The following is a 12,486-nucleotide window of genomic DNA, read 5'->3' on the forward strand; positions in this document are numbered from 1 at the left end:
GAGTTAGCTTTATGAACGTTTTCCTAGTAGTAAAGCTCGTCCCTTCACGTTACGAAGAAGAGTGGCCTTTACGGGCAAGCTGGGTGGTACCGCGGATTCAACATCATTCGTCCCTTCTATAGTTATATAGAGGACGCATGATGTTTTTTGTTTTTAATGAAGAATTCGAGGAGGAAACACAATGAAAACAATCTTTTCAGGTGTACAACCAACAGGAACAATTACACTAGGCAACTATATCGGTGCCATCAAACAATTCCCTGCCTTACAGGAAGAAGGGAATGCAATTTATTGCATCGTGGATCAACATGCGATTACAGTACCTCAAGACCGACTAGAACTCCGTAAAAATATTCGCTCGCTAGCAGCAATGTATATCGCAGTTGGCATCGATCCAAAAAAATCAACTTTATTTATTCAATCCGAAGTACCCGCACACGCACAGGCAGGCTGGTTATTACAATGTGTCGCTACAATCGGTGAGTTAGAGCGTATGACACAATATAAAGATAAATCAAATGGTAAGGAAACTGTTTTAGCAGCACTGTTAACGTATCCACCATTAATGGCAGCGGACATTCTTTTATACAATACGGACATTGTTCCTGTTGGAGACGACCAAAAACAACATATCGAATTAACACGTGATTTAGCGGAACGCTTCAACAAAAAATACAACGATGTATTAACAATTCCAGACATTCAATTACCAAAAGAAGGCGCACGTATTAAATCGCTACAAGAGCCTACGAAAAAAATGTCGAAGTCAGATCCAAATACAAAGGCTACGATCCGATTATTAGATACGCCAAAAGAAATTGAAAAGAAAATTAAATCTGCCGTGACAGATTCAGAAGGCATCGTAAAATACGATGTCGAAAACAAGCCAGGCGTTTCTAATCTATTAACAATTGAGTCTGCTTTAACAGGTGCTACAATTGTTGACTTAGAAATGAAATATGAAGGCAAAGGCTACGGTGATTTCAAAGCTGGTGTTGCCGAGGCAGTTATCACACATATTACGCCAATTCAAGAACGTTATTATGCGTTAATCGATTCTCCAGAATTAGATGATATTTTAGATGAAGGCGCGCTAAAAGCTAACGCAATTGCTTCTAAAACACTTAAGAAAATGGAGAACGCGATGGGCTTAGGGCGTAAACGACGATAAACATCCCACATAAAGCACCACATAATAAATAGATTTCTACACTATTCAATATGTACAAGATGACTGCACGCCACGCATAGCCGAGCGTTCGGTAATTTAAGTACATAATAATATTACTAATTGACATTACACAAATTCCATAAAAAAACAAAAAAAGTACAAAGCGTGTCAGGTCATACCCTCCTTTGTACAATTGTACGAAAAAACAACGTGCCGCATGACGCAACACGTTGTTTTTTTCATTACAACTTATTAATTTACATATTTTTTAAATAACAAGCATGCATTATGTCCACCAAAACCTAAAGAATTACTTAAAGCATAGTCTACAGATGCGTTACGAGCTTCATTCGGAATATAGTCTAAATCACATTCCGGATCAGGATCATGTAAATTCATCGTTGGTGGTAAAATTCCTTCTTTTAAGGCAAGCACTGTAAAGATTGCTTCAATCCCTCCTGCTGCACCAAGTAAGTGACCAGTCATACTCTTTGTTGAGCTCATCGCCAGTTTATAAGCATGATTACCAAATACTGTTTTGACAGCCTGAGTTTCAAATAAGTCGTTATATGGTGTACTTGTACCATGGGCATTAATATAACCGACCTGGTCAGGCGCAACTTTCGCATCGTCCAAAGCCATTTGCATCGCACGAGCTGCCCCTTCGCCATTTGGTGCCGGTGCTGTAATATGATGTGCATCTCCTGTCGCACCATAACCTACTACTTCACCATAAATTTTAGCACCACGCTTTTTCGCATGCTCAAGCTCTTCTAGTATTAAAATTCCTGCTCCTTCACCAATAACAAAGCCATCACGGTTTTTATCAAATGGACGAGAAGCCGTCTGGATATCAGGGTTCATTGACAATGCTGTACTCGCACTAAATCCAGCAACAGCCATTGTTACTATTGGTGCTTCAGTACCACCAGTAATCATCACATCCGCGTCACCGCGCTCAATAACTTTAAAGGCATCACCTATTGAGTTTGTACCAGAAGCACATGCAGTAACAGAGCAAGAATTTACACCCTTCGCTCCTAAATAAATTGATACTTGACCCGATGCCATATCAGGAATCATCATCGGAACGAAGAATGGGCTCACTCGGCGAACGCCACGCTCTTGGAACGTTAAAAATTGTTGCTCGTGAGTTTCCATTCCACCAATTCCCGAACCAATCCAAACGCCAACACGAGGAGCCATTTCTTCAGTAATTGTTAAATTTGCATCTTTTGCAGCCATCATTGAAGCAGCTAGAGCATAATGAGTGAAACGATCCATTTTACGTGCTTCTTTTCGTTCAATATACTCTTCAATATTGAAGTCTTTTACTTCAGCTGCTACCGATACTGTAAATTTACTCGTATCAACCCGAGTCAACGGGCCGATTCCAGATTTTCCCGCAATTATATTTTCCCATGACTGTTCAGCACTGTTACCTACAGGTGTAACGGCGCCAATTCCTGTAACGACAACTCTTCTCTTTTCCATCGATTCCATACTCCCTTTTAAAATCTAATTTATTTTCTATTCATCACTCTTTTATTTTCCCCATTTCACAGCGAGAGCTCCCCAAGTAAGTCCCCCACCAAAACCAACTAAAACAACGATATCATCATCTTTAATCTTGCCTTCTGCCAAATCATCGACAATCGATATGCCAATTGAAGCTGCCGAAGTATTTCCGTAATGCTGGATCGTTTTCGACATTTTTTCTTCTGGTAACCCTAGACGTTCCCGAGCAGCTTCCATAATTCGAATATTGGCTTGATGCGGAACTAAATAATCCACATCTTCCTTTGTTAAACCTGCTTTTTCAATAACACTTAATGCTGATTCGCCCATTTGACGTACCGCAAATTTAAATACTTCTCGACCATTCATAAATATATGATTATCATTATTTAAAAATAGATGTTTACCACCTGTGCCATCTGCGCCAAGCTCGAAGGATAAAATACCACGCCCTTCAGAAACTTTACCAATAACCGCAGCACAAGCACCATCACCGAATAAGATTGCCGTATTACGATCTTCCCAATCTACAATTTTCGTTAATTTTTCTACACCTACTACTAATATATAGTCATAGCTATTACTTTCAACAAATTGTTTTGCAATCGTAGTCGCATAAATAAAGCCTGAGCATGCTGCAGAAATATCCATCGCACCACATCCTGATGCCCCTAATCGTTCTTGGATTTGACATGCGACACTTGGGAAGTTTTGATCTTGTGTGACAGTTGCAACGATAATTAAGCCAAGCTGATCCGCTGAAATCCCGGCATCTGTAAGTGCTTTTTCTGCTGCTTTAAATGCTAAATCAGATGTCTCTTCTCCTTCAGCAATATGACGGCGTTCAATGCCCGTACGTGTACGAATCCATTCATCCGATGTATCTAAAAATTTTTCAAAATCTGCATTTGTCATTACTTTTTCGGGAACATATTTGCTAATCCCGATAATCCCTGCATTCATTCATTTGCCCCCTTGTTTTCAAACATTCCCCTTTAAAAATAACACTAATTATTAGTAGTTGGTCATAATTATAGACGATAAATTATTTGAAAACAACTATAATATTTTTGACAACTTGAGGAAAAGTTGTATTCACTCTTTTATTTTTAGGTTAAGCTATGGTATGATATTGAAGATGTATTTTCATAATAACGATAGAAATAAATTCAGGTGGGGTGAATTTGATGCAATATATTATTACTTTCTTCTGGTCATTCCTATTAGTAGCAATGTTAAACTACGTAGTAAGCTCTGTAATGGGTGTAGACTTTAACTTCATGAATGGCGTAATTATTTCATTAGTATTCAGTGTATTAGTAATTATCATTGCTGCAGTGATTCCAAACGAATCAACTCCAGACGCAGAAGCTGAACATCATTAATTAAAAAAACACAACCCATGCATAGTTTGCATAAGTTGTGTTTTTTGTTTTATTTCTTAATTTTTATCTCGCCATTTTCTATTAAAATCGACAATGTTTCTCCAGCAATAACCTCACCTTTTAACAACTCCCGCGCTACAATCGTTTCTAAGTGACGTTGCACAAATCGTTTTAACGGGCGGGCACCGAATTGCGGATCGATTCCGTTTTCCACAATCCAATCCACTACATCATCTTCTACATCTAGCGTAATTTCCTGCTCTGCAACACGCGCTTGTAGCTGTTGCACATATTTCCAAGCAATCGCATGGAAGTGCTCATTTGTTAAGGCATGGAACAGAATAATATCATCCATTCGGTTAAGTAACTCTGGTTTAAAGTGCTGGCGTAAAGCTGCTAGTACAAGGGCTTCTGCTTCCTCACCTTGCTCTAAAAGGTACTGAGACCCAATATTGGACGTTAAAATGATGACCGTATTTGTAAAGTTCACCATCCTACCTTGGCTATCCGTAATACGTCCATCATCTAACATTTGCAGTAAAATATTTGCAACATCTGGATGTGCCTTTTCAATCTCATCTAATAAGACAACCGAATATGGATTACGACGAACTGCTTCTGTCAGTTGGCCACCTTCTTCATACCCTATATATCCCGGAGGTGCTCCGACTAAACGAGATACCGAATGCTTCTCCATATATTCACTCATATCGATACGTATGAAATGATCTTCCGAATCAAAAAGCTGTTCTGCTAATGCTTTAGCTAATTCTGTTTTCCCCACACCAGTCGGTCCTAAAAATAAAAAGCTACCTATTGGCTTGTTCGGATCCTTAATACCCGAACGCGCACGCCAAACTGCCTCTGTTACATAAGTTACTGCATCATCCTGACCTACTACTCGCTCATGTAATGTATCTTTTAAGCGTAGTAATTTTTCGCGTTCTCCTTCTACAAGCTTCGTGACCGGAATGCCTGTCCAACGTGAAATGATTTTTGCAATTTCTTCCTCTGTCACTTCTTCACGTAACATACGATTGCCTTCTGTATCTTTTAATTGTCGCTCCAACTCAGCAATTTCTTTTTCAAGTCTTGGAATTTGACTGTATTGCAATTCACTAACTCGTGCTAAGTTACTGTTTGTATACATAAGGTCTTCTGCCTCAGCGACAAATTTCTTCAACTGGTCTTTTTTATCTCGAACAATTTGTAAGCCATTTTTTTCAAACTCCCATTGTTCTTTCATTGTTTCCATCGATGCTTCTAACTTGTTAATATCTTCACTTAAAATTTCAAGGCGTTTTTTACTTGCTGCATCGTTTTCCTTCTTCAATGCTTGTTCTTCAATTTTCAACTGTGTTAATCGACGTGTTGCTTTATCGAGCTCTTGAGGCATTGATTCAATTTCAATACGAATCATTGCACATGCTTCATCAACTAAATCAATTGCTTTGTCCGGTAAAAAACGGTCTGTAATATACCGATCCGATAGCTGAGCTGCTGCGATAATTGCACGATCATGGATGCGGACACCACGGTGATGCTCTTCAAATCGATCTTTAATACCACGTAAAATCGAAACAGTATCTTCAATAGATGGCTCACGCACTAATACTTGCTGGAAACGACGTTCTAATGCTGGGTCCTTTTCAATGTACATACGGTATTCATCCAATGTTGTCGCTCCTATACAATGAAGCTCTCCACGAGCAAGCATCGGCTTAAGCATGTTCCCTGCATCCATCGCACCATCTGTTTTCCCAGCGCCAACAATTGTATGGATTTCATCAATAAATAAAATAATTTGACCATCGGAATCCTTTACTTGCTTTAAAACTGCTTTTAAACGTTCTTCAAACTGACCACGATAAGATGCACCTGCAATTAATGCACTCATGTCCAACTCGTATAAAAGTGCGTCCTTTAATCCTTCAGGTACGTCTCTGCGTACAATTCGTTGAGCTAAGCCTTCTACAATTGCCGTTTTACCAACACCTGGCTCTCCAATAAGCACTGGATTATTTTTCGTTTTACGCGATAAAATTCGAATGACATTTCGAATTTCTTCATCTCGCCCAATGACCGGATCCATTTTTCCATTTTTAACTTGATCAATTAAATTACGTCCGTACTGCTCTAACGGTGGACGATTATCTTGCGTTTGATTAAATTGCATGAATGACACCCCTTATCTCTTTGACCTTTACTGACTAATTCGATTATAGGTAAAAATTGATCAAACTACAAATAATAATTCTCATTATTTTAACTTATTTATCAAAAAAGTTATGGTATGATGATGGCACAAGATAAATACATTTTTTTACACTTTTATTCTTGTTCGAAAGGTGTGATTTTTTATCGAAACGGTAGTAGCAATTCCTTCTGATATTGCGTTGTTATTCAAAACAAAGGGAATAACATTAAAAATCGAGAAAGGTTCCCATATTTTTCAAGAAGGAGAACGAGCAGATCATGTATTCCTTATAAAAAGCGGTTCCGTTCAAGTTAGTAAAGAAACCGAAAGCGGGAAAGAACTAACAATTCGTATTTGCGGGAAAAATTGCTTGATTGGTGAAAGCCTTATGTTTTGCAAATTTACTTCCCACTCTACAACAGCCAAAGCACTAGAAGTTTCAGAAATTTACTCATTACATAACGATCAACTTGAGGCATTTATTAACGAACATTCAACATTAATGATTGACTATTTAAAATGGATTCAAACAGAAAATATTAAAAATCAAAGCAGACTTCGTGATTTAGTACTACACGGAAAAAAAGGCGCGCTTTATTCGACCTTAATTCGTTTAGCCAATACGTATGGACATTTTAATTCCACGAAGGAAGTGGCTATTAAAATCGCCTTAACAAATACAGAAATCGCCAATTTATGTGCGACAAGTCGAGAAATGATTAACCGTATGTTAACAGATTTACGTAAAAAAAATATTATTACAATGGAAAAAGGGTATATTACGATTAACGACTTAGATTATTTAAAGCAAGAAATTGATTGTGAAAACTGTCCATTGTCCATCTGTCGTATAGATTAAATTTATCAATGCATATTAAAATCCCGCTTCATTCCTAAATTTAGGAATAAAGCGGGATTTCTATTAACGTATACCTAATGCCATTTTTGCATAGCGAGACATATTGTCCTTTGACCATGCTGGCTGCCATACGATATCTACTTTCGTTTCTTTTACTTCTGGTAGCTCACCTAATGCTGTTTGCACTTGGTCTACAATTACCGGACCTAATGGGCATCCCATTGATGTTAATGTCATTGTTACAGTAGCAAGACCTTCATCTGTTAAATCAACATCATATACTAAACCTAAGTTGACAATATCAATGCCAAGCTCTGGATCGATTACGTTTTCTAATGCACCTAACATGCTGTCTTTCATATCTTGATCAATCGCCATATTAAGTTTCCCCTTTCACAATAGTGTTAAGCTTTATCATATCAGAACCGATGATTTATGCCAAATGTTGTGCTAAAAATTGAGTTACTTGCAGCATTCCTTCTCGAGAAACAGTATGCCCTGCTTTTGGCTCCGAAATGTACTGGATTTGTTTCATCGAATTTATTTCTACTAAATGCTCATAATACTCGTGACTCATGTTAAATGGAACAACGGCATCTTTTTCTCCGTGCCAAAAAATGATTGGACACTGTTTCCATACATCTTCATGTTCTTCAAAATTAAATGGGGCTAGTTTTGCAATAACCGCTTGCTGCTGTTCATCTACAATTGGCAAAGTAATACCCTTTGCCTTTAGTAGCTCAACTTGATATTGTGCAAGTTTCGTATAACTAGTTGTGCCCATACAAATACCTGCAGTTTTAATCCATTGATAAATGGCTAAGCAGCCTGAAGTTACAATTCCACCCATCGAGGTGCCCGCGATACCAATTTGGTCGTGCACGATGATGTTTTTAAACTTTAATTGTTCGTGTAATGTATGTACTTCTTTTATCGATTGCAGTACAATTTCCCAAAATTTCATATTCATTTGGTTTTCATTTAAATTTTCCGAACGCTTTCCATGTAAAATAGCATCGGGTAATAGGACACGTATCCCTTTCTCTACAAGCTGATAGGCATAATGTAGATTATGTTCTTTTGCACTTAAAAATCCATGTAGAAAGATGACAACTGGTGTATGTTCATCCATTTCTTCTTCATAAACATGTAATAGTGGAATCGATTCCCACACTTCTTCCTTAACGATCATGGATATCACCTCCACTACTTACCTTATCAAAACTTACCAATTGTTTCAAAACTTTGACGTGCATCATTTTATAGCGTTACAATAGGGTGAAACTTCAATCAGTGGGTACTCAATCTCTCACTGATTGTTTGCCTTCACCAATCGAACATGTTGGGTATTCATTTCACACCTAAGAAATGTTCTTAATGGTTAATTCAAGATAGGAGGCTTCTTTTTATGAATGAACATTTAATTGTGTTAGATTTAGACGGTACATTATTAACCGATGAAAAAACAATTTCGCCTTTCACAAAACAAATGCTAATCAAGGCCAAACAAGCAGGGCATCAAGTTATGATTGCAACTGGTCGTCCTTACCGCGCTAGCGAACTCTACTATAAAGAGCTGAGTTTGACGACACCTATCGTCAATTTTAACGGCGCTCTTATCCACCACCCGCGTAACTCATTATGGGAACCTATTCATACAACCGTTGATTTACGTGTCGTGCATGACGTAGTAGAATCGGTTCATAAATATGAATATCAAAACTTAATCGCAGAAGTAATGGATGACGTTTATATTCATCGAGAAGATGAAGAAATGTTAAAAGTATTTCATATGGGTAGCCCGAATGTGTTAATGGGTGATTTAAAGGAGAATTTACTTGAAAATCCGACAAGTTTACTCATTCAAGCAAACGATGTCAATGTCCCAATTATTCGCCAACATTTACAAGATGTTCATGCGGAATTAATTGAACATCGTCGTTGGGGTGCACCATTTCCTATTATAGAAATTGTTCGAAAAGGCTTGAGCAAAGCAGTCGGTATTGCCTATATCTCAAAACAAATGGGTATTCCTCAAAACCGAATTATCGCATTTGGTGACGAGGATAATGATTTAGAAATGATTGATTATGCTGGAGTTGGTGTTGCAATGAGTAACGGAATCGACCAGCTTAAAAACATTGCAAATGAAATTACACTTTCAAACAACGATGACGGCATCGGAAAATTTTTACAAGATCGATTAAAATTATAAAAACTAGCCTGTGACAATATGCTTCACAGGCTAGTTTTATATTGTTTATTGGTTTGCTGTTTTTTCAGCATCCTGCTCTGCGCGGCGTTGACGCCCTCGCTTCATAATAACGATCATGAAAATCGTATAAAGCACAACGACTAAGCTAAGCGCAATAATATACGACATATTAATGCCACGTGCTTCAATTACTTGATAGACTTCCACCATTTCACGATCTAAAATAATTGTATAATTGCCGTCCTTGTTTTCACGAATTACTTCACTGTTGAACATCCCACGTATTTCTTTGCCTTCACCTAATTCCGCAACCGGGATATGCACGCGCTTCGTTTTACTACTATTATTAATGACGACAATCCATGTTTCTGTATCTGATTTTCGCTCAAATACCATGTAGCCATCTTCATTTTCTAACCATTTAAACTCACCATTACGTAATGTGGCCGAATCGTTTCTTAATGATTGTAGCTGTCCTACATAATCCACTAGCTCTGAATCGGTCTTAAAATTGTAATATTGGTGCCCCTCTATGCCAGCCTCACCGTTCATAGCAATTTCTGAGCCATATTGTACGATTGGAACACCTGGTAATAATAATGTACTTGCAATCGAAATTTTACTACGCGTTGGTGGATACATTCCCTCTAATGTTGAAGCTAATGTAAAACGGTCTGACCAAATAGTGTCCGTCATCATTAATACAGGTGTCCCTGTTAAAGCTTCTTCTATATGCGGCTCTAAAATAGTTGTATTTAAATCAACATTTTTAAAGGCATTTGTATAAAGAGAAGCTGTATCATCATAAAACTTCGCATCAAAATTAGCTTCACTTTCTGCATTGGCAATGACGTAAATATCAGATTTTACCTCTTTTAATGCAGCAATCATTTCATTTAAGAAAGCCGAATCAGCTTGTTCAATATTTGTTAAACGGAGCCCATTCACTTCATATGTATTGACGAAATCTACCGCAGCATCAATTAATGCAGCTTGAACCTCCGTATTTGTTAAATCCCACTGAATTTCCCCATCGTTTGTTGACGAGACAAATCCCGCATTTCCTGCCCACTCGTGATTCGCACTAACATTGGATAATGGAAAATCAGCCATAATTTTTATGTCACGCTCATTGTATTTATGAACCACTTCTTTTAGTTCTTCTGCTGTACCGAAGCGTTTATCTAGCACTACATAGCTTGTAGCCATAGACCCATCATATTTTTCTGTTGCAAAAACTGGTCCTATTGATAATACGGTATAGCCCATATTCGCAATGTAATCAATTTTTTTTACTAAACCATGAAAGTCACCGCCAGCAAACATCGATGGATCCTGTGCATTTACGAATTCATCATCATTTGAGCCCGACCCGTTAAAAAAGCGATCAACTAAAACGTCATATATACTTTCATCTACAATTGTACGTGTTTCCTCTGCATGCACTGGTATTAAAGAAATTGAAGCAGAAAGAAGTACACATGCAGTTGCAGTGCCTAACCATTTTTTAAATCCCAATTTCATTCCCTCACTTTCACAACAATCCATCGTCATTTTACCAAATAAAGTAGGACTGTAGCTATGTTTACAATAGTAATTTAGTGGAATTAAGAAAATTTAGTGACAAAATTGTGTAAAATTTCAAAAATAAAAGAGAATCCAACAAATTGGACTCTCTCCTTAGTTTTTATGAGATTAGAAATTTATACCAATACCCATGCTTAAACCTAAGTATAACGTTACTAATAATACAACTCCGAATAGAATCCAGAAGATGTTTACTGATTTGCCTTTGTTTTTACGTGCTAAAATCATTTCCATAAAGCCGATGACTAAAATACCAAATAATACTTTCATATCATAGTTCATACCGCTTTCTGCGATTTTGTCGCGCCATTCTAAGAATAATGCGCCACCTGAAATGATAATTAAAATATACATCACACGCAATGCCATTTGTACACCCGTTAATTTCTTGCTAGCAAATGCTGCAATGAAAAATAACACTAATGCAATTACCCATGTTGTAATGTGTAAATGCGTACCACTCGTTAAGAAACTCATGAATTTTCCACCTCTTCTATTTTTTCTCTACATGCAATATCCTACCATGCGATACAGTGTGAATTCAATGAATCCGCCTAATTTGAATCGTTTCTATAAAATGATTCTACTAATCTTAAGCAAATCGATTTGCTAATGTTCCAATTCCCTCAATTGAAATTTTCACTTCATCGCCCGCTTTTAAAAATTGTGGTGGATTCATACCTTTCCCAACCCCTGCTGGCGTTCCTGTTAAAATAACGTCTCCAGGCTCTAGCGTTACATATTTTGAAAGAATTGCAATAATATCTGAAACTGTAAACATCATATCTTTCGTCGAACCATTTTGACGAACTTCACCATTTACTTTTGTTACGATAGTTAATGCATGCGGATCTGGAATTTCATCTTTCGTTACTAAATAAGGACCCATTGGACAACTGCCTTCAAGACTTTTCCCTAAGAAAAATTGTTTATGCTTTTGCTGTAAATCACGTGCTGTTAAATCATTCGCTATTGTATAGCCAAATACATAATCAATTGCCATTCCTTTAGGAATATCTTTACCGCGCTTTCCAATAATAACAGCTAATTCGCCTTCATAATCAAGTGTATCTGTTACATCCGAGTGTACAGGTAACGTCGTCTCATCTGCTGCAATGGCAGTTGGCGACTTCGTAAAAATCATAATATCCTCAGGTGCTTGATCTGCACCCATCTCAATTGCGTGTTCATTGTAGTTTTTCCCTACACATAAAATATTTTTCGGTGTACGTGGAATTGGAGAAAGCCAATCAATATGTGTAAAGGCTAATTTAAACTTAGCACCATCTTCAGTTTTTTGTGCCGCATCTACTAATTTACGAACTTGTTCTACAAAATCAAAGCCTAATGCAATTCCTTCGATAATTGTTTCAGGAAATGCTGGCAAAATGTTCAGTTCCTTTTGAATAGCAACGACATCCCATACTGCCTCTTCTTTTTTTACTTTTGGTCCAAACTTCACTTGTTCATTCACTTTAAACGATAACAATTTCATAACGTAGAGCGCTCCTTCTTTTTTCTACATGATACATCATAATTGAAAGAATTTCCTTA

The 12,486-nt window shown here is 37.4% G+C and carries 12 protein-coding genes and 1 other annotated feature (1 of these 13 running past the window's edge); of the genes, 4 read left to right on the plus strand and 8 right to left on the minus strand.

Going from position 1 to position 12,486, the window contains the following annotated elements; genetic code table 11:
• Positions 1 to 118: a binding site (T-box leader), on the plus strand (it extends 96 nt beyond the left edge of the window).
• Between the two features lie 63 nt (positions 119 to 181).
• Entirely contained in the window at positions 182 to 1,171 is a 990-nt protein-coding gene (gene trpS, locus MKZ17_RS16480; protein WP_340724822.1) for a tryptophan--tRNA ligase, read from the plus strand.
• Between the two features lie 252 nt (positions 1,172 to 1,423).
• Here trpS and fabF read toward each other — a convergent pair whose 3' ends face one another.
• Positions 1,424 to 2,665: a beta-ketoacyl-ACP synthase II gene (gene fabF / locus MKZ17_RS16485; protein ID WP_340724823.1), complete on the minus strand. Its 1,242-nt coding sequence runs from the start codon at positions 2,663 to 2,665 to the stop codon at positions 1,424 to 1,426.
• Between the two features lie 51 nt (positions 2,666 to 2,716).
• Positions 2,717 to 3,652 (minus strand): beta-ketoacyl-ACP synthase III, encoded by a 936-nt coding sequence (locus MKZ17_RS16490; RefSeq protein ID WP_340724824.1) that lies wholly within the window; start codon positions 3,650 to 3,652, stop codon positions 2,717 to 2,719.
• 224 nt (positions 3,653 to 3,876) lie between these two features.
• Here MKZ17_RS16490 and MKZ17_RS16495 point away from each other — a divergent pair, with 224 nt between their 5' ends.
• Positions 3,877 to 4,074 (plus strand): YjzD family protein, encoded by a 198-nt coding sequence (locus tag MKZ17_RS16495; RefSeq protein WP_340724825.1) that lies wholly within the window; start codon positions 3,877 to 3,879, stop codon positions 4,072 to 4,074.
• Positions 4,075 to 4,123: 49 nt separating this feature from the next.
• Here MKZ17_RS16495 and MKZ17_RS16500 read toward each other — a convergent pair whose 3' ends face one another.
• Entirely contained in the window at positions 4,124 to 6,250 is a 2,127-nt protein-coding gene (locus MKZ17_RS16500) for an ATP-dependent Clp protease ATP-binding subunit (RefSeq protein ID WP_340724826.1), read from the minus strand.
• A gap of 220 nt (positions 6,251 to 6,470) precedes the next feature.
• Between MKZ17_RS16500 and MKZ17_RS16505 the strand changes: the two genes are divergently transcribed.
• The gene (locus tag MKZ17_RS16505; protein WP_340724827.1) at positions 6,471 to 7,130 is read left to right on the plus strand and encodes a Crp/Fnr family transcriptional regulator; all 660 of its coding nucleotides are present in this window, start codon (positions 6,471 to 6,473) and stop codon (positions 7,128 to 7,130) included.
• A gap of 63 nt (positions 7,131 to 7,193) precedes the next feature.
• Here MKZ17_RS16505 and MKZ17_RS16510 read toward each other — a convergent pair whose 3' ends face one another.
• On the minus strand, positions 7,194 to 7,508 hold the full coding sequence (locus tag MKZ17_RS16510; protein ID WP_445326926.1) for a metal-sulfur cluster assembly factor: 315 nt from the start codon (positions 7,506 to 7,508) through the stop codon (positions 7,194 to 7,196).
• A 55-nt stretch (positions 7,509 to 7,563) separates the two neighbouring features.
• Positions 7,564 to 8,322: a prolyl oligopeptidase family serine peptidase gene (locus tag MKZ17_RS16515; protein ID WP_340724828.1), complete on the minus strand. Its 759-nt coding sequence runs from the start codon at positions 8,320 to 8,322 to the stop codon at positions 7,564 to 7,566.
• Between the two features lie 216 nt (positions 8,323 to 8,538).
• Here MKZ17_RS16515 and MKZ17_RS16520 point away from each other — a divergent pair, with 216 nt between their 5' ends.
• A complete protein-coding gene (locus MKZ17_RS16520) occupies positions 8,539 to 9,345 on the plus strand; it encodes a Cof-type HAD-IIB family hydrolase (RefSeq protein WP_340724829.1) in 807 nt (268 codons plus the stop codon).
• Between the two features lie 45 nt (positions 9,346 to 9,390).
• Here the strand turns inward: MKZ17_RS16520 and MKZ17_RS16525 are convergent, their stop codons facing one another.
• The 3 genes from MKZ17_RS16525 to MKZ17_RS16535 form a co-directional block, all read right to left on the minus strand.
• Entirely contained in the window at positions 9,391 to 10,869 is a 1,479-nt protein-coding gene (locus MKZ17_RS16525) for an alpha-amylase family glycosyl hydrolase (RefSeq protein ID WP_340724830.1), read from the minus strand.
• A gap of 171 nt (positions 10,870 to 11,040) precedes the next feature.
• Positions 11,041 to 11,409, minus strand: coding sequence for a YisL family protein (locus MKZ17_RS16530; protein ID WP_340724831.1), 369 nt, complete (start codon positions 11,407 to 11,409; stop codon positions 11,041 to 11,043).
• Between the two features lie 115 nt (positions 11,410 to 11,524).
• Positions 11,525 to 12,427, minus strand: a complete 903-nt coding sequence (locus tag MKZ17_RS16535; protein WP_340724832.1) for a fumarylacetoacetate hydrolase family protein — start codon at positions 12,425 to 12,427, stop codon at positions 11,525 to 11,527.
• Between the last annotated feature and the right edge of the window lie 59 nt (positions 12,428 to 12,486).

The organism is Solibacillus sp. FSL R7-0682 (assembly GCF_038005985.1).
In the GTDB taxonomy this organism is placed as follows: Bacteria; Bacillota; Bacilli; order Bacillales_A; family Planococcaceae; genus Solibacillus.

Coding starts and splice junctions, on each gene's coding strand:
- trpS (WP_340724822.1), top strand. CDS start 182: ATGAAAACAATCTTTTCAGGTGTACAACCAACAGGAACAATTACACTA.
- fabF (WP_340724823.1), bottom strand. CDS start 2,665: ATGGAAAAGAGAAGAGTTGTCGTTACAGGAATTGGCGCCGTTACACCT.
- MKZ17_RS16490 (WP_340724824.1), bottom strand. CDS start 3,652: ATGAATGCAGGGATTATCGGGATTAGCAAATATGTTCCCGAAAAAGTA.
- MKZ17_RS16495 (WP_340724825.1), top strand. CDS start 3,877: ATGCAATATATTATTACTTTCTTCTGGTCATTCCTATTAGTAGCAATG.
- MKZ17_RS16500 (WP_340724826.1), bottom strand. CDS start 6,250: ATGCAATTTAATCAAACGCAAGATAATCGTCCACCGTTAGAGCAGTAC.
- MKZ17_RS16510 (WP_445326926.1), bottom strand. CDS start 7,508: ATGGCGATTGATCAAGATATGAAAGACAGCATGTTAGGTGCATTAGAA.
- MKZ17_RS16515 (WP_340724828.1), bottom strand. CDS start 8,322: ATGATCGTTAAGGAAGAAGTGTGGGAATCGATTCCACTATTACATGTT.
- MKZ17_RS16520 (WP_340724829.1), top strand. CDS start 8,539: ATGAATGAACATTTAATTGTGTTAGATTTAGACGGTACATTATTAACC.
- MKZ17_RS16525 (WP_340724830.1), bottom strand. CDS start 10,869: ATGAAATTGGGATTTAAAAAATGGTTAGGCACTGCAACTGCATGTGTA.
- MKZ17_RS16530 (WP_340724831.1), bottom strand. CDS start 11,409: ATGAGTTTCTTAACGAGTGGTACGCATTTACACATTACAACATGGGTA.
- MKZ17_RS16535 (WP_340724832.1), bottom strand. CDS start 12,427: ATGAAATTGTTATCGTTTAAAGTGAATGAACAAGTGAAGTTTGGACCA.